At 69.2% G+C, this 14,460-nt stretch carries 19 protein-coding genes; 2 read left to right on the forward strand and 17 right to left on the reverse strand.

Going from position 1 to position 14,460, the window contains the following annotated elements; translation table 11 throughout:
- Positions 1 to 390 precede the first annotated feature (390 nt).
- The 15 genes from OHA19_RS23940 to OHA19_RS24010 form a co-directional block, all read right to left on the reverse strand.
- The gene (locus tag OHA19_RS23940; protein ID WP_405751487.1) at positions 391 to 1,650 is read right to left on the reverse strand and encodes a tyrosine-type recombinase/integrase; all 1,260 of its coding nucleotides are present in this window, start codon (positions 1,648 to 1,650) and stop codon (positions 391 to 393) included.
- A 69-nt stretch (positions 1,651 to 1,719) separates the two neighbouring features.
- On the reverse strand, positions 1,720 to 1,962 hold the full coding sequence (locus tag OHA19_RS23945) for a helix-turn-helix transcriptional regulator (protein ID WP_405751490.1): 243 nt from the start codon (positions 1,960 to 1,962) through the stop codon (positions 1,720 to 1,722).
- Between the two features lie 440 nt (positions 1,963 to 2,402).
- Positions 2,403 to 3,881, reverse strand: coding sequence for an ATP-binding protein (locus OHA19_RS23950; protein ID WP_405751493.1), 1,479 nt, complete (start codon positions 3,879 to 3,881; stop codon positions 2,403 to 2,405).
- A gap of 2 nt (positions 3,882 to 3,883) precedes the next feature.
- Positions 3,884 to 4,744, reverse strand: coding sequence for a bifunctional DNA primase/polymerase (locus OHA19_RS23955; RefSeq protein ID WP_405751496.1), 861 nt, complete (start codon positions 4,742 to 4,744; stop codon positions 3,884 to 3,886).
- 82 nt (positions 4,745 to 4,826) lie between these two features.
- Complete coding sequence (locus OHA19_RS23960; RefSeq protein WP_405751499.1) at positions 4,827 to 4,973, reverse strand: hypothetical protein; 147 nt, start codon at positions 4,971 to 4,973, stop codon at positions 4,827 to 4,829.
- 269 nt (positions 4,974 to 5,242) lie between these two features.
- Positions 5,243 to 7,408, reverse strand: coding sequence for an FtsK/SpoIIIE domain-containing protein (locus OHA19_RS23965; protein WP_405751502.1), 2,166 nt, complete (start codon positions 7,406 to 7,408; stop codon positions 5,243 to 5,245).
- A 40-nt stretch (positions 7,409 to 7,448) separates the two neighbouring features.
- Positions 7,449 to 7,769: a hypothetical protein gene (locus OHA19_RS23970; protein ID WP_405751505.1), complete on the reverse strand. Its 321-nt coding sequence runs from the start codon at positions 7,767 to 7,769 to the stop codon at positions 7,449 to 7,451.
- 77 nt (positions 7,770 to 7,846) lie between these two features.
- Positions 7,847 to 8,038 (reverse strand): hypothetical protein, encoded by a 192-nt coding sequence (locus tag OHA19_RS23975; RefSeq protein WP_405751507.1) that lies wholly within the window; start codon positions 8,036 to 8,038, stop codon positions 7,847 to 7,849.
- 16 nt (positions 8,039 to 8,054) lie between these two features.
- Positions 8,055 to 8,435 carry a DUF6251 family protein gene (locus OHA19_RS23980; RefSeq protein WP_405751510.1) on the reverse strand — a complete coding sequence of 127 codons (381 nt, stop codon included), beginning with the start codon at positions 8,433 to 8,435 and terminating at the stop codon, positions 8,055 to 8,057.
- Between the two features lie 293 nt (positions 8,436 to 8,728).
- Positions 8,729 to 8,902, reverse strand: a complete 174-nt coding sequence (locus OHA19_RS23985) for a hypothetical protein (protein WP_405751513.1) — start codon at positions 8,900 to 8,902, stop codon at positions 8,729 to 8,731.
- Between the two features lie 71 nt (positions 8,903 to 8,973).
- The gene (locus OHA19_RS23990; RefSeq protein ID WP_405751514.1) at positions 8,974 to 9,162 is read right to left on the reverse strand and encodes a hypothetical protein; all 189 of its coding nucleotides are present in this window, start codon (positions 9,160 to 9,162) and stop codon (positions 8,974 to 8,976) included.
- A gap of 19 nt (positions 9,163 to 9,181) precedes the next feature.
- A complete protein-coding gene (locus tag OHA19_RS23995) occupies positions 9,182 to 9,511 on the reverse strand; it encodes an RRQRL motif-containing zinc-binding protein (RefSeq protein WP_405751516.1) in 330 nt (109 codons plus the stop codon).
- A complete protein-coding gene (locus tag OHA19_RS24000) occupies positions 9,511 to 10,389 on the reverse strand; it encodes a protein spdB (RefSeq protein WP_405751519.1) in 879 nt (292 codons plus the stop codon). Before OHA19_RS24000 ends, OHA19_RS23995 begins: the two co-directional genes overlap by 1 nt.
- 187 nt (positions 10,390 to 10,576) lie before the next feature.
- The gene (locus OHA19_RS24005) at positions 10,577 to 10,843 is read right to left on the reverse strand and encodes a DUF6284 family protein (protein ID WP_405751522.1); all 267 of its coding nucleotides are present in this window, start codon (positions 10,841 to 10,843) and stop codon (positions 10,577 to 10,579) included.
- An 88-nt stretch (positions 10,844 to 10,931) separates the two neighbouring features.
- Positions 10,932 to 11,402 (reverse strand): transcriptional regulator, encoded by a 471-nt coding sequence (locus OHA19_RS24010; RefSeq protein WP_405751524.1) that lies wholly within the window; start codon positions 11,400 to 11,402, stop codon positions 10,932 to 10,934.
- Positions 11,403 to 12,007: 605 nt separating this feature from the next.
- Here OHA19_RS24010 and OHA19_RS24015 point away from each other — a divergent pair.
- Both OHA19_RS24015 and OHA19_RS24020 read left to right on the forward strand, forming a co-directional pair.
- The gene (locus OHA19_RS24015) at positions 12,008 to 12,769 is read left to right on the forward strand and encodes an XRE family transcriptional regulator (RefSeq protein WP_405751526.1); all 762 of its coding nucleotides are present in this window, start codon (positions 12,008 to 12,010) and stop codon (positions 12,767 to 12,769) included.
- A gap of 2 nt (positions 12,770 to 12,771) precedes the next feature.
- Positions 12,772 to 13,245 carry an NUDIX domain-containing protein gene (locus OHA19_RS24020; protein WP_405751528.1) on the forward strand — a complete coding sequence of 158 codons (474 nt, stop codon included), beginning with the start codon at positions 12,772 to 12,774 and terminating at the stop codon, positions 13,243 to 13,245.
- Here the strand turns inward: OHA19_RS24020 and OHA19_RS24025 are convergent.
- Both OHA19_RS24025 and OHA19_RS24030 read right to left on the reverse strand, forming a co-directional pair.
- Positions 13,233 to 13,802 carry an HD domain-containing protein gene (locus tag OHA19_RS24025; RefSeq protein ID WP_405751530.1) on the reverse strand — a complete coding sequence of 190 codons (570 nt, stop codon included), beginning with the start codon at positions 13,800 to 13,802 and terminating at the stop codon, positions 13,233 to 13,235. The genes OHA19_RS24020 and OHA19_RS24025 overlap by 13 nt on opposite strands.
- Complete coding sequence (locus tag OHA19_RS24030; protein ID WP_405751533.1) at positions 13,799 to 14,266, reverse strand: GntR family transcriptional regulator; 468 nt, start codon at positions 14,264 to 14,266, stop codon at positions 13,799 to 13,801. Before OHA19_RS24030 ends, OHA19_RS24025 begins: the two co-directional genes overlap by 4 nt.
- Positions 14,267 to 14,460: the final 194 nt, after the last annotated feature.

Consider the following 14,460-nt stretch of genomic DNA (forward strand, 5'->3'; position numbering starts at 1 on the left):
TAGCGATTCCGGGCGGCGTCCGCACTGATGCCGAGCCCGCGCCGAACCGCGCCCGGCCCACCCGTCGGCCGACGCCTCTCCGCGCACGAGCAGCCCCGTCGGCCCGGCTGACCGACGAGCCGCACCGCCTGTCGTGCCTCCAGCAACGTCGGTCACGATCCGCCGACCCGATGGCGTGTCGCACCAGCCGAACATCGCACATATATGGACAATACGCCCGGCGTGTCGTAACGGCACTAGATCCAGGTGTCCAGCCACATCCGGTCGCGCCACGACCCGTCGGGGATCGGTGTGCCCGTGTAGATCGGCCAGAAGTAGATGAAGCCTCGCGCACGGCAGGGCAGGCGGCCCCGACCAGCGGTTTCCCTGCCGGACGGGGCCGCGTAGGGCCTACTGGGCCGTCCCTGGGCCGTGATCATGGTCCTGGGAGGCCGCGTAGATGGCTTCCACGGCATTACGGGTCCGTCCCTCGCTGCTCGGCATCAGGTGCGTGTACGTGCGCAGAGTGAAGCCGGGATCGGCGTGACCGAGGTACTGACTCAGGGCTCGGATGTTCTCCCCCGCGTCCAGCAGAACGGACGCGTAGAAGTGCCGCAGTGCATGCATCCCGTGCTCGGGGGCGGACGCGTACCGTTCGCCTTCCTCGGGCTCGGGGATGATGCCCACAGCCGCGAGGGCGGGCTTCCACATGAAGTCGTTGAAGTAGCTCACCCTGGCGTGACTGCCGGCAGAGCCGGTGAAGAGGAGCGACTTCGTCACGAGGGGCCCGTCGGGTGTCCGCCAGGGCAGGGTGACCCTGACAGGCGGATGCTCTTTCGAGTGCGCCCTGAGGGCGTCAGCCACGGCCGCGGGCAACGGAACGTCGCGAACCTTGCCGCCCTTCGGGAGCGCGAAGACGAACTTCCCGCGAATGCGCTTGAGCTGGTGCCCGACTGCGAGCCAGCCGCCCTCGTAGTCCAGTTCGTCTTCGGAGAGCCCGAATACCTCGCCCTGTCGGAGACCGCACCCGCTCGCCACGTCTACGGTCGCCCGCAGATACTCGGGCAGGGCGGCGCGCACACCGAAGACCTGGTGTGCCGTCCATGGAATGACTCGGGTGTGGCTCGGCTTGGGCACCTGAACCGACTTCGCCTTGCAGGGGTTCTTGCTGATCAGCCCGTCGTCCACGGCCGCACTGAACGCGGCCGAGACCGTGCCGAACACGATCCGGCGATGCGAGGCGGCAGGCACGGCGGTCTCCAACTCGCCCAGCCACGTGCGGATGTGTCCCGGCTGGAAGGACGGGAGCGGTCGGGTACCGATGTACGGGTAGGTGTGCAGCCTCAGCCGTCGCTCGGCGGCCTCACGGCTGTTCACCTCTGTGGTGTGGGTGGCGACCCACTTCTCCGCGAACTGACGGAAGGTGATTCGGCCGGCGCGGGGGTCGATGTACTGGCCCCGCGACATGTCAGAGGCGATGTTGGCGAGCCAGTTTTCAGCGAGCCGCTTCTGTCGGTCCGGGAAAGACTTCGACTTCTCGGTGCCGTCGGGGCCGATGTAGCGGGCGCGGTAGCGGAGCCCGAGCCCGTGGCGGTCGGTCTTCACTCGGATGGTCTTGCCGTCGGTTGTGGTCTCGGTCTTGAACCAGCGGTCTTGGATGTGGCCGGCCAAAGGATGCTCCTGTGGGCATGCGGCAGGGGCATGACCGGGTGGGTCGTGCCCCTGCTGGGTGGTGGGGTGTCAGGCGGCGGCGGATTTGGTGTTGCTCTCGACCCAGGCGCGGACGGCGGTGGGGTCGTAGCGCAGGTACTTTCCGATGCGGATGGCGGGCGGGCCGACTCCGGTCTTGCGCCAGGTGTAGAGCGTCTCGATGCTCGGCAGGCTGAACATCTCGATGAGGTCTTCCGGGGTGAGGTAGCGGTCGGGGAGGCCGGCGCGCAGAGTCGTCTGAGGGTCGGTCTCGGGAGCACGTTTTGGGGTCACGGTGCGACTCCTCGGGGAGGGCGACGGCTGTGCCTGTCCTAGGTGCGGATTTCTGCGTCACAGCGTCACCAGCGTCACGCGGGCTTCTGACCTGTGGTTTTGCGTGACGCGGCGGTGTGGGGCTGCGTCATCGGTGCGTCACGGGCTGCGTCACCGCGTGACGCAGGTGACGCAGGATGACGCAGAGCCTGGCCGTCTGCGTCACGCCTGTAGCCGCAGGCCAGGGGCCGTTTTCCCCGTCCGCGTGACGCTGTGACGCAGAGCTTCCCTACTTAGGAAAAAGAAGGGGTGTCTGTAGTAGTCCGGTGGCCTCTCAGAGCGTGAATGAGGGGCCACTGCGCGGCACGACCATCGGGCGGCGTTCCGCCGAACAGCAAGAAGAGCACGCGGCACGGGCGGCTGGTGCTCTTCTTGCTTGTCCGGGCGAACGTGGTCGCGGGTCAGAACACTTCCGTCTGCTCGTCTGGGGGCGAGGTGGTGGAGCGGCGGGTCATTTCGAGGTAGCGGCCTTCCCGGGTGCGGCCCGAGTCGATGAGGACCCCACGGGCGGCCAAAGTGGGCTGGAGCCGCTTGAGGCGGTCGGAGAGGACTTTGCCTGTCGTCGGCCACCCCTTGGGCAGGGGCCGCAGCTCGTCGCTGCTGTAGACGCGGCTGAGGCAGTGCAGCCACTCGGTGGACGTCATCCGCTGCTCGCCGCCCGGTTCGATGCTGTCGGCGTGCGCGAGGACGGTCTGCGCGAGCAGGTCACCTTCGATCACGTCGTCATTCAGGTCGTCCAGACTGGCCCGGTAGGCGTTGAGCGCTCCAAGGCTGGTCGCCGCGTCGAACTGAGCGCACAGGTGAGCGAAGTCGGCCATGCGCAGATCGGTGGGGGTCTCAGCCTCAGCGGCGCGGACCTTGACCGTGAGGTCCAGGAGCGAGCCGAGGATGACAGGCAAAGCGTCCTCGAACTCCGCCCACAGCTCGGCCTCGGTGCGCCTCACGCTGGGGCGCTCCAGTCGCAGGGGCAGGAGCCGTTCCGCGAGGTCGGGCCGGATGACTCCCACGTCGATTCCGGTCAGGAGCAGGGGGCGGCGGTAGCGGGCCCGGTGCACGTCCCCGTCGGTGAACAGGGCCCTTTTGACGCTCTCAGCCCCGGTGACGATGCAGCACATGGCATCGGACAGGTCCGGCGTCATGTGGGACAGGTTGTCCAGAGCGGTGACCCACCCCGCGGCCACGGCCGCGATCAGGTTCTCCTCGTCCTTCGGCGCCCGGCGCAGGTCGCCGCTCATGCCCTCGATGATCCGGACGAGCATCCGGCCGGCCGTGGACTTTCCCGCGCCCTGCGGCCCGGTGAGGAACGGGGCGGGGACGGGCACCGACGGACCCAGACAGCCGATCAGCCACGCCATGGCCAGGCACTCGGTCTCCGCGTTGGTGAAGTTCGTCAGCCTGAACAGAAGGTCGATGCCTTTGCCGTCGGTGTCCTTGGCCGGCAACGGGAGTTCCCCGGTGAGCTGGGTGCGCCGCCAGCACACCTCCCGCGGGTCGGGCACGGTGACGTCCCATCCGGTGGGGTGGATGCGTACGGACTGCCCGTCGTTGCGGCCCAGGTCCAGCCATGTCGCCCCGTCGAATCCGGGGGCCACGCGGATCTGCACGGGCTGGGTGGCCTCGGTCAGCGCCAGAGCCTCGATCAGGTCCAGCGCTTCCTTGAGCGCGGTCCCGTTGAACACGCCGCGCCCGTCCTTGAACAGGCCCACCATGAGTTCCTGCCGGTGGCTGCCGGTCGTGCCCTGGGAGCGGATCGGGCGGGCTACGGGGTGGCCGTTCTTCTGCGCGTACACGGTGCCGTCGGCGGTGCGGAAGTACCGGAAGTGCTCCTGGGCGTAGTCGGTGATGATCTCGCGGGCGGGGTTCTTCTCGTCCTCGGACATGGTCAGATTCCCAACCGGGTGAGGGCGTTGGTCCACGCGTCGGTGCAGTGCCGGGCGGTTTCACCCTTGGTCTGGGCGGCGGTGAACAGCCGCTCGATGTGGGTGTCGGTGAGGCAGCCGCACCGGCCGTGGGCGGACAGCACAGCAAGGAAGGTCTGGTAGACGGTCGCGTGGACCGTGCTGCGGGCCTCGGTGATGCGCTGCTCTGCCATGGCGATGCCACGCTCCAGATAGGCGGGCATGCGATGGCGGCACTCCCCGCCTCCGACCGGCGTGGCCGCCGTGAAGGCGAGCCGTGCGGGACGGACCGTGGACGGCCTCTTCACGGCCAGCGCGCGCACAGCTTCGGGCAGGTCGGTCATGGTGCCGGTGCCGGGGCCGAGCCACCGGGCGTAGGCCATCGTGGACTTGAGGTCGACACCCTCACGGACACCGTTCACCGAGCGCATGGCGCCCCGGTAGAGCCAGTGCTCCCCGCGAGTCGTGGGCACGGTCCGGGTGGCGGGCAGGGACTCGCGGGCCCAGGCGATGGCGTCGGCGTTGTCGAGGTCGACGACCGTCAGACCGGCGCCGCCAGGGTGGTAGGCGACGGCCTGCGCCTGCTGCCATGCCGATGCCCATGCGGGGGACTGGAGTACGGCGGGGTCGGTGGTGGCGGCGGCCCATCCGTGGCAGGGGTGTGGGCACTGGCAGGGGCCTGGCACCTTCATGTTCGGGCGCCCTCCGCACGCGTTTCCCGTACAGGCGGGGCAGTTGCCGACCGGGCGCTTGCCCGCCCGGAGGGGCAGGACGGGCACGCCCGCTGCCGCCAAGTCGAGGGCGGACCGGAGATGGTCTCGCCGGATGGGGGTGGGTTGGGTCATGCTGGGTGTCTCCAGTTCTCTTGAGTTGTGCTGGATGAGGGCGGCCCCGGTTCTTGGTGGGATGGGGGCCGCCCTCGGCTTGTCAGGAGCCCTTGGGGTCCTGGGGCTTGCGGTGGAGGTCGGGGTACTCGTCGCTTCGCGGGCCGGTGTTGGGGCGTGTGCCTCCGACCGGGTAGCGGCGTCCCGGGCCGGAGGCGGCGGGCTCGTACTTCTTCGCGGGGCGGATCATCGAGGGGCCTCCTGATGGGCGATCGTGTCGCTGAGACGGTGAGTAGCCGTACTGGTCGAGCAGGATGCGGAATTCCCCCAACGGGTCGGTCAGGGAGGCTGGGGCACCCCCTGCCGGGGTGCGCGTGGAGGGGGTTTCAGGGGTGCTGACGTGCGCGCCTCCCTGCCTCCCTGTCTGATCGTTTGTGCTGGTCAGGCCCAGGGAGGCGGGCCAGGGAGGCGGTTAGGGAGTTCTCCCTGCCTCCCTGACCCGTGCGGGTTCGCCTCCCTCTACTCCGAGGCGGAAGCGGAACCGTCGCCGTCGCGGTTGGCGAGGGCGGATGCGACGCGGTCGCGGGCGACGACCATGCGGCCGTCGGACTTGTACGGCTCGGCGCCGGCGTCGTCCAGGACGCGCTTGAGGTCGATGAACGACCAGCCGCCGTAGGTGTTCTCGTCCAGGGCGGCGAGCCGTGTGATGACTTCCTGGGTGCGGACGCGGGCGTCGCTGCCGAGCACGGTGGCGATGTCGGCGAGCGGGTCACGCTCCTCGTCCCGTTCGATGACGTGGAGGGTGGTGACGCCGTTGCGCAGGGCCTTGGCGCGGTCGGTGATGGCCTTGGCCTGGTCGTCGTCGATGTAGTGCGTGCGCACGGTGATGGATGCCTGGCCGGCGGGGACGTCGATGCCGTCGGACGCGACGACCAGGGTTCCCTTGTCCAGGCCCTGCCGCAGCTGGTGCGGGGCGGCGCCGCCGTCCACGGCCTTGTCGCCCAGTGCCATGCGGGCCTGCGACTCGGTGCCCAGGACGAGGGATGCGCGGGTGTGGGCCCCCTCGCGGACCAGCTTGGGAAGGTTCTGGTCGGTGGGGTCCTGGGTGCCTTCGTACAGGAGCACGTCGACGGCGCGGCCCTGGTTGTGGACCTTGCGGACGGCCATGAAGTACCGGCTGGTGGCCTTGGACCCGCCGTAGGGGATGTTGTTCTTGTCCTTGACCGGGCACATGAACGCGACCTGGGCCTCGTCCACGATCCCGATCAGCGGCGCGAACACGGCCTTCGGGTCGTTGCGGCGGACCTCGATCCGCCGGTTCATCTCCGTGACCAAGCCCTCGACCATCTCGGTCGCCGCGATCACGTTCTCGTCGGCCGGGCCCTGGTTGAGGAAGGTGGCCAGGCCCTCGAACATGGCCCAGTCGCCGACGCCCTTGAGGTCGGAGATCCGGAACTCCACCCGTGGATCGAGCGCCGCCCACAGGGCCAGGGCCCGCAAGGCTGCGGTCTTGCCCTGGTTGGACAGGCCGGTGATGAGCAGGTGCCGCTGGTACAGGCTCAGCGCCGCTGCGTCGCCGCGCAGGTTCTGACCCCAGGGGGCGCAGCCCTTGGCGTAGTCGGCGGTCAGGGTGTCGTCAGTGACCAGCGGGGACGGGCCGATCGGCTCGTCCAGTGCGCCGGAGTCGGCGATCCACAGCCGCACGGTGCGGGCGGCCTGAGGGATCGTGATGAACACCTCGTGTTCGTGCCGGGCGAGGTTCTCGGCGAGCTTGCGGCGCCTGCCCTGCACCTCGTTCGTGGAGACCCCGGACGGCAGGGTGACGTCGACCTCGACGCCGCATCCGGCGATGGTGATCGGGCCGAGCATCGACGCCCCGGCATCCCCCATCTCCTTGACGGCGGCACGCAGCGTGGAGATCCCCAGGTCGCGCAGAGCCTTCACGACGATCGACGGGGTGATGGGCTCCCCCGCACCGCTGCGGTCCCTGGCGGGCAGGGCCCACTGCGGGGCGGCCTTCTGGTGACGGCCGACCGCCCACAGACCCAGCACGGCCGCCCACGGGCCCAGGGTGACCAGCGGCCCCCAGACCACGGAGATGATCAGGACGACCCATTGCACCAGTTCGATCAACGCCATGGTCGGCGTGGCGAGGTCGGTGAAGTCCTTGTTCGCAATGGCGAGGAAGATCCCGAGCAGGAGCAGCCCGCCGGCCGTGACAGCGGCCCCGGCCGCCGCGCCCTTGGCGAACTTCACCGGGGCGGTGAGCAGGTCCATGCGCCGCTGGTGACGCGCGGCACGGAACTTTGCCCCGCGCTCCTCCCACTCGGTGGCCAGGTCCAGGTTCCCCGCGGCTTCGGCGGCCCGCAGCATCCGTTCGTAGCGGGCGGCGGTGCGGCCCTCCCAGGTGCGGCGGGCCACGATCCGTCCCCCGCCCACGACGTACATGCCGTGCCGCACGGTCAGGCGCCCGGCGGTACGGGTCCGCTCGTGGGTGGCCGCCCGCCGGATCGCGCGGCCGGAGCGCACCCATCGCGACGCCGGGGTCTCGGCGGCCACGGGGGCTTCATCGGGGGCGGCGGGTTTGGTCAGGTCGACCGTGCTCTCACCCGTGGGGGTGGGTCGGTGGTCGTCGAGGTGGTGCAGGGTGCCCATGTCGGCCCCCTCAACAGCGAGTTCGGTCATGACTGTGCTCCTGCCTGGAATGGGGGCGGGGGTGGTTTCTTCAGCGCTCGGCGCGGGCCACGGCGCGTTCGGCGCGGCGCACGGCGTCCTCGGCCTGCTTGCGTGCCTGGCGGGCGCTGGCCCGGTCGGTGCGGGCGGCGGTGCGCTCGGTGGCCTTGGCGTTGGCGAGGGTCTGGCGGGCGTCGGCCTGCACCTGGTGCAGGGCCCGCAGCTCCTGCGCGCCGCGCTCGGCGGCCCGCTGGTCGATTCGCTCGATCGCCTTCTCGACCTTCGGGTCGACGCAGTCGGCGAGGGCCTGGCGGAAGCCCTTGCGGAACAGGCGGGCACGCTCACGCTTCTCGGCGGGGGTGTAGCTCTCCATGACGGTGCCTCCCAGATGTGGGCCGGACTGTCCGGCTCCCCGCCCGCCCGGCACGAGGCCGAGTGGACAGGCAGCTGTCAGGCGGGCCGCAGTTCGTGGGTGTGGCACAGCACGGGAGCGATGAAGATGCTGATCCTGTGCACGGTCCACCGGCCCTCGGTCAGCGGGCCGGGAGGTACTTCATCGACGATGCGGCCGGTTTTGCCGACCGCACGCGGGTCGTCCTCACACGAGACGATCAGCACCTTGGTACCTGCCTTGAACGACATGACGGGCTCCTTCGGGTCAGCGACGACGGGACTTGGCGAGCGACTTGGAGGCGGCCTGGCCGTCCGTGCCGCCGACCGACTTCACGACGGTCACGACACCCCAGGCCAGCACCACCACGAGGAACGCGAGGATGGCGAGGTTCGCGGCGATGGCGGTGAGGACGCCGACGAGGAGGGGGCCGAAGTAGACGCCGGCCGCGACCGCTCCGGCGCCGACACCGGAGCCGAGCGCGATCCGCTGGACGGTCCGGTCGGGCGGGGCCTGGTGGATGTGCTGCACGATCTGCTGCGGCGCCGCCTGCGGCACGGGCAGGTGGGCAGCGTCGGCGTAGGTGTAGGTACCGTCCGGGAGCTGGACGACGGTGACCGCCCGGGGGGCGGGCAGGTTCTGGTCCATGCGGTTCCTTCCACGGGCAGAGTGATGCGGGAACGAGCGGCTACTTACGAATCGCTGCGTCAGCGGCACTCTTGCCCTGGTTGGGCATACCTCCGGCGAGCTGGTGACTCCAGGTGCTGTCCTCGGGCGCGGGCTTAGGGGTCGGCTTGGTGGTGGTGTCCGGCATGGCTGGGTCCTCTCGGGTCGGGGCAGCGGTGAACTGCCGACGGCATGTCGGCTTGTGAGTGGTGCGGGGGAGTGCCCCGGGCCGGATCCGATCCGGCACCATCACGGCGGGTCCGGGGCGGTGGGGGTCAGTGCTGGCGCTTGGCCTTGGCCCGGTAGTGGGCGGCCCAGGCGCGGTGGTCGTCGGCCTGGTTCTCGGCGATCTCGCGCCACACGCCGGTGGACCTGGCGGCCTCGCGGTCGTACTTGGCGGCGGCCCTTTCGAGGCGGGCGGCGGCTGCGTTCCAGTCGGTGCTGGGCATGCGGGTCTCCTCGGAGCGGTGCGGGTGTGGGGTGAGCGGGAGCGGCAGAAGGGGCGGCGCGGTGGGGCTGTCTACTGGCCGGTGTCGCTGCTGATGTGGATGGCGCCGTGGAAGGTGCCGCCGGTGATGCCGTGGTTCTCGCCGCCGAAGTGGCCGCCGTTGATGGCGCCGCCGTTGCTCTCGATCGCGTCGCGGATGTCGTCGCCGGACTGGTCGTTGTCGGTGGTGTTGATGGTCACGTTGCCGATGCGGATCTTCACTGGGTTGCCTGCTTCCTGGTCAGTGGTGGGTGGTGTCGGTGCAGGTCACGCACATGCCGAGCGAGCGCGGGATGCAGTACCCGGCGTCGCGGCGGCAGTTGGGGCAGGTACGGCGGGCGAGCATGGCCTTGGCCAGTGCCGCCCGCCGGGCCGGTGTCATGGGACGGACCGGCACGGCGTGGTCGATGCGGTAGAGGTAGGCGACCAGCGGTTCCCTGCGCCGCCTCGGGCGTTCGAGCTGGGCGGCGACGTCCTGCCCGCCGGGCCGGAGCCCGAGGGCGCGGAGCTGCCGGCGGGTGGCGTATCCGTCCGGGGCCAGGCGCCACCGGAACACCGGCAGCGTCGCCATCACGCCACCCGCTTCCACGCGGCCCGGAGGCGGGTCTCGGATGCGGAGTGGCCGGCGGCACGGAAGCGGGCGGCCATGTCGCGGTAGGACAGGGCGGGGGATTCGCTGTGACGGATCTCGTCGACCAGGACGTCCAAGGCGTCATCGGTGAGGGCGGGCCCGGACTCCAGAGCGGGGACCGGGACCGGCTCCGTGGGGCCCCACACCGGGAGTTCCCACCGGGGCGTGACGCCCGGGGTGTCATCGGGTGTGACGGCCATGGTCACGCTGGTCAGGGCCCTGTTCGTGCCCTTGCCGCCCCTCGCCTGTTCCAGCGTCGACCATGCCTCGGAGAGGGTCCGGGCGGTCTCGGCCTGCACCTGTGCGACGCGTGCCCCGGCCTCCGTCACGGCCGTCAGCCGCGTCTCCTCGGTGCCCGCCTGAGCCCTCAGCCGGGCACGGGCCACGGCCGCTTCGTCGCGGGCCGACTGCTGGATGCCCCGGATCTGAGTCAGGGCACCGGCGGTGAGCGCGGTCCGCTCCCACATGGAATGGACCAGCCACAACGCCTTGGCCGCGATCGGGAACCAGGCCACGGCCAGCCAGGCGCCGGTGGACTCCTCGGCGGTCAGCGCGTGTGCGATCAGGACGCCGGTGGCGACCAGGCCGAAAGCCCAGCCGACCCTGGTCACCAGGTCGCTGTGGTCGCCCTGCGCGGCGAGTCGGCGTTCGTAGGCGAGGGTGGCCAGCCACCCGCCGTCGATCCCGAGACCGACGACCAGCGCGACCAGCCACGGCATCACCGGGCCCAGCCACAGCATCACCACGGCCAGAGTCAGCGCCATGGACACCGCCGTCATCGCGACCGCCGGCAGAACGGTCTTCAACGATGCCCTCATGACGCACCACCTCGCCCGTCACAGATGTAGCGAACCCAGCCGATGACCTGGATGAGAACGCCACCGGTGAGCAGGTGACGCCACGACGGCTCGTCAGTGAGGAATGCCAGAACGGACCCGGTAACGGCCAGCGCGATTCCTGCGAACACGAGAGCCAGGGCGCTTCGAGGGGAGGAAGACTTCGTGGTCATGCCGCACCGCCCATCGGGGCCGTCGCGGCGCGGTTGGTCAGGTCCCGTCGAGCCGACAGGACCCGGTTGCGGGCGCGGCGGATACGCCGCTCGTCCAGCTCGGTCGGCGTGCGGTCCAGGGTCATGATCTGCGCGTCCAGCAACTCGACCTCGGCCGCGATAAGCGGCATCTCCTGCTCGATCGCGTTCAGCTCGGCAGCCGACGGCCCGCCGTCGAGCGAGGCCGCCGTAACGAGGTCCTGAAGTGCAGCGATGGTCTTCATGGGTTGTGGTTCCTCTCGAACGGAACGGCCCGAAACTGCGGCTCCGGTGCTCCAACACCGGGGCCGCGGGCCGTTCATGGGGTGTGGGTCAGACGGTGGCGATGAGCACCGAGGCGATCAGCAGCCACAGGTGGTGGAAGGACTGGTCCAGGGCGTAGGCGCCGGTCCCGAGCGTCGCGGCGGGCTTGCCGTCGGCGGTGACGGGGTGTGCCGGGTGAGCTGCGGTGCCCAGGCTGTAGAACTCGGCCTTGCCGGTCACCCGGGCCAGCCAGGCGAGGGTGGTGCGGCGGTCGGCCCACCAGTGCGTGACCGCGTCCACGCCCAGACCGGCGACCAGGCCCAGCACGGACAGGTGCAGCCCCAGCAGGAAGGCCACAGGAACGAGTAAGGCCAGCTTGGTGGCGGTCAGGGTGGCGACGTGGCGGGCGCCGGCCAGACGGCCGGTCCAGCCGGGCAGGCCCTTGTGCGCGGACTGGCAGGACGTCTGCACCCAGTGGTCACCCACGCTGTGAGCGACGAACAGGGCGACGAACACGGCGGCGAACACGGAAACGGTCATCGTTGCTCCTCATGAACGGCGGGGGGATGAGTGGGTGCGGGCCCGGCGCTGCAACACCGGACCCGCCTTGCACTTGCTTCCACAGCAATCGCAATCAATGGAGTCGTCGAACCGGCTCCCCTCAACCCCACCCGTACAGCCGCGATGAGGGCTGGACGGGCGGAGGAGGCAACCGGCCGCAGCGTCAGCCGCGGAGTTGGTTGAACATGTGCGTGTCTCCTTCGGAGGCGGCTCCCGTACCAGGTAGAGCCGCTAATCCGTTGTAGGCAGAGACATGACCTTTCGGTCTCGTGCCATCGGGTTGACAAGGGAACCCGTAACCTCCCCCCGACCAACGCGGGGCTCCTGGGTCGTGCAGTTTGAGCAGCCCAAAGAAGGGCTCCTCTTCTCGCATCCACCTAGCGGCGATGCGATACCTGTATTACAGGTCCTGCATCATGGTTCCGTCAAGCAGGGCGATGGAACTTCTTGTTTTCGCGCCGTGGACTTCCTGGCGCACAATCAGCATCGGTGCAGGTCAGGGGCGTTGGTTACCCCATGCGTGGACAGCTCAGATCCATCTGGCTACCTTCGAGACGTCCCTAGACGTCCCACCGGGGGTTGAGATGTCCAACGAACGCTTGCGGTCCGCCCTACTTGCGCAGGGCATGACCGTGCAGGAACTGGCTGAGTCCATCGAGGTCAACCCGAAGACGGTCGAACGCTGGATTACTCAGGGCAAGGTGCCGTATCGGCGGCATCAGTACGCCACAGCGTCACAGCTGAGCGTGGACGTGACGACCCTCTGGCCGGACGACTCTCGCGCCGTCGACACGGCAACGGACCTGAGTAAAGCCGAGATCGTCACTATCTATCCGCACCGGCATATGGTGCCTGCCACCCTGTGGCGCGAGATCTACGAGCAGGCCGAATCGCGCATCGACGTTCTCGTCTACTCCGGACTGTGGTTGTCGGAGGACCCCTTGTTTCACGACCTCCTGAAGCGGAAGGTGCAAGGGGCAACTCAGGTGCGAATCCTGCTGGGAGATCCGGACTGCGAGGCGGTGCGACAGCGCGGCATAGACGAAGGTCACCGCATCATGGACGGCAAGATTCGCAATGCGCTGATGAACTACCGACCGCTCTTCGCGAGCCACCCCGACATCGGCTTTCGGTTGCACGGCGGGACGCTCTACAACTCACTTTTCCGGTCCGATGACGAAATGCTCGTGAACACTCACGTGTACGGAATCGGGGCGTACATGGCCCCTGTCCTGCATCTGCGGCGACTTCCCGGCGGCGGGCTCTTCGATACCTATGCGAATAGCATCGAACAGACCTGGGGCGGCGCACGCCCGGTCACGGATCACGACATCACGGGAGTCTGAGCATGGGACGTATCGACTACCTTCACGACCCCGCCGCCCCGCCGGCCAACTCGGTAGTGCCCTCCGTCGTGGCGTTCGTGCAAAACGGCGTGGGTGACGTCCTGCTGATCCAGCGGTCCGACAACGGCCGTTGGGCACTGCCCGGTGGCGGTCACGACGTGGGTGAGTCCATCAGCGACACCGTGGTGCGTGAGGTCTGGGAAGAGACAGGGATCAAAGCCGAGGTCGTCGACATGTCGGGGATCTACACCGACCCTGGGCACGTGATGCTGTACGACGACGGCGAGGCGCGGCAGCAGTTCAGTATCTGCTTCCGCGCTCGCCCGGTCGGCGGCGAACTCCGTACGAGCAACGAAACGACACAGGTCCGCTGGGTCTCCCCAGCGGACCTGGTCGAATTCGATATTCACCCCACCATGCGGCTCAGGATCGAGCACGCAATGGACCGGACGCGCCTGGTGCCCTACGTCGGCTGACGCTTGGCGGCTGACAGCCGCTCGATGACGCGTGCAGTGCTGGCGAGGATCTCTGGCTCTGCGCGCCGGATGAACGTCCCGATCAGGCTGTCCGGGCCATAGCGGCCTGCGATCTCGTTCACCCGGTCCACGGGGTTCGTTGGCGTGCCGTCCGGCGTCGTGTTCATGTCGCAGTAGCAGAGCGCGTCGGCGAGGTGGGGATGCTCCCGCGGGAACTCTTCCTCCAGCTCGTCACGCATACCGCGCGCTTCGGCCTCCATCCACGCACAGGAGTGGTGAGCCACGAGGCGCACCACTCGCTCGTCGGCGTGGGCGACGTGCCGGAGGTACCGAGCGCCGTCCATTGGGTGGAAGCCTGTCTTGGCGAGGTCGGGCGCATAGCCGATGTCGTGCAGTACCGCGGCGGCCTCCATGAGGTCTGCGTCCGAGCCAAGGATCGAGGCGATCGTGCGGGCCCGCTCTGCTACCCCTTGCGAATGAGCCCACCGGCGGGGCAGGGGCTCGGAGAGCAGCGATTCGGCGAGGGGGTAGGCCCATTCAGTCAATGCCGTGGTCAAGGTTTGGCACTCTCCTCTCGGTTCGGCAGGGACAGCACTGTTCGCTGTTTTCCCTGCTTCCCTTCTGACACCAGTCCGGCAGCCTGCAACTTGTCGAGTGCTTTGCTCACCGTCGGCCGCGAGACACCGAAGCGCGCGCACAGCGCCGACGCGCTGGGGAAGGTCGACCCCACGGCGAGTTCGTCATCCGTGATCACGTCAGCCAGACGTTCGGCCAGTGGCCGGCGGTCGATGGACTCCCCGTGGCGCACCACTCTCCAGCGCCCGCCGGGCACCGGTTCTGCGACTCCATCCTTCTGGAGGGCGCCGAAGACCCGGAGCGCGACGCCGCGGGAAACACCGTGGTCGCGCATCAGGTCCGCAGCCGACGGTAGTTCGGTCATTTCGTCGTCGGCGTCAATCTGAGCTTTGACAACGTCAGCGATTTTCAGGAAGGTCCCGCGAGGGCTGGCCTGCTGCGACACGCGTCTTCCCTCTCTCCCTCGTAGTTGTCTCAAGCCTGCCACGTCCTCCTTCTCGTCAGTACTGGCGGACGGGTGGCGCCTGGGGGCAGTGCAGCTCTGCTGGGCGAGCCGCAGGTGCCCCGGCCTAGCCACCACCGACTCACAGGCGGAATGACTCGGTAGCCGGGCCGTCTGTGGGCCGTCCAAAGGCGGCC

The organism is Streptomyces sp. NBC_00012 (assembly GCF_045040875.1).
Lineage (GTDB): Bacteria > Actinomycetota > Actinomycetes > Streptomycetales > Streptomycetaceae > Streptomyces.

Excerpts from the sequence above, each read along its gene's own strand:
- OHA19_RS23950 (WP_405751493.1), bottom strand. The coding sequence starts at position 3,881 with ATGTCCGAGGACGAGAAGAACCCCGCCCGCGAGATCATCACCGACTAC.
- OHA19_RS23955 (WP_405751496.1), bottom strand. The coding sequence starts at position 4,744 with ATGACCCAACCCACCCCCATCCGGCGAGACCATCTCCGGTCCGCCCTC.
- OHA19_RS23960 (WP_405751499.1), bottom strand. The coding sequence starts at position 4,973 with ATGATCCGCCCCGCGAAGAAGTACGAGCCCGCCGCCTCCGGCCCGGGA.
- OHA19_RS23965 (WP_405751502.1), bottom strand. The coding sequence starts at position 7,408 with ATGACCGAACTCGCTGTTGAGGGGGCCGACATGGGCACCCTGCACCAC.
- OHA19_RS23970 (WP_405751505.1), bottom strand. The coding sequence starts at position 7,769 with ATGGAGAGCTACACCCCCGCCGAGAAGCGTGAGCGTGCCCGCCTGTTC.
- OHA19_RS23975 (WP_405751507.1), bottom strand. The coding sequence starts at position 8,038 with ATGTCGTTCAAGGCAGGTACCAAGGTGCTGATCGTCTCGTGTGAGGAC.
- OHA19_RS23980 (WP_405751510.1), bottom strand. The coding sequence starts at position 8,435 with ATGGACCAGAACCTGCCCGCCCCCCGGGCGGTCACCGTCGTCCAGCTC.
- OHA19_RS23985 (WP_405751513.1), bottom strand. The coding sequence starts at position 8,902 with ATGCCCAGCACCGACTGGAACGCAGCCGCCGCCCGCCTCGAAAGGGCC.
- OHA19_RS23995 (WP_405751516.1), bottom strand. The coding sequence starts at position 9,511 with ATGGCGACGCTGCCGGTGTTCCGGTGGCGCCTGGCCCCGGACGGATAC.
- OHA19_RS24000 (WP_405751519.1), bottom strand. The coding sequence starts at position 10,389 with ATGAGGGCATCGTTGAAGACCGTTCTGCCGGCGGTCGCGATGACGGCG.
- OHA19_RS24005 (WP_405751522.1), bottom strand. The coding sequence starts at position 10,843 with ATGAAGACCATCGCTGCACTTCAGGACCTCGTTACGGCGGCCTCGCTC.
- OHA19_RS24010 (WP_405751524.1), bottom strand. The coding sequence starts at position 11,402 with ATGACCGTTTCCGTGTTCGCCGCCGTGTTCGTCGCCCTGTTCGTCGCT.
- OHA19_RS24015 (WP_405751526.1), top strand. The coding sequence starts at position 12,008 with ATGTCCAACGAACGCTTGCGGTCCGCCCTACTTGCGCAGGGCATGACC.
- OHA19_RS24020 (WP_405751528.1), top strand. The coding sequence starts at position 12,772 with ATGGGACGTATCGACTACCTTCACGACCCCGCCGCCCCGCCGGCCAAC.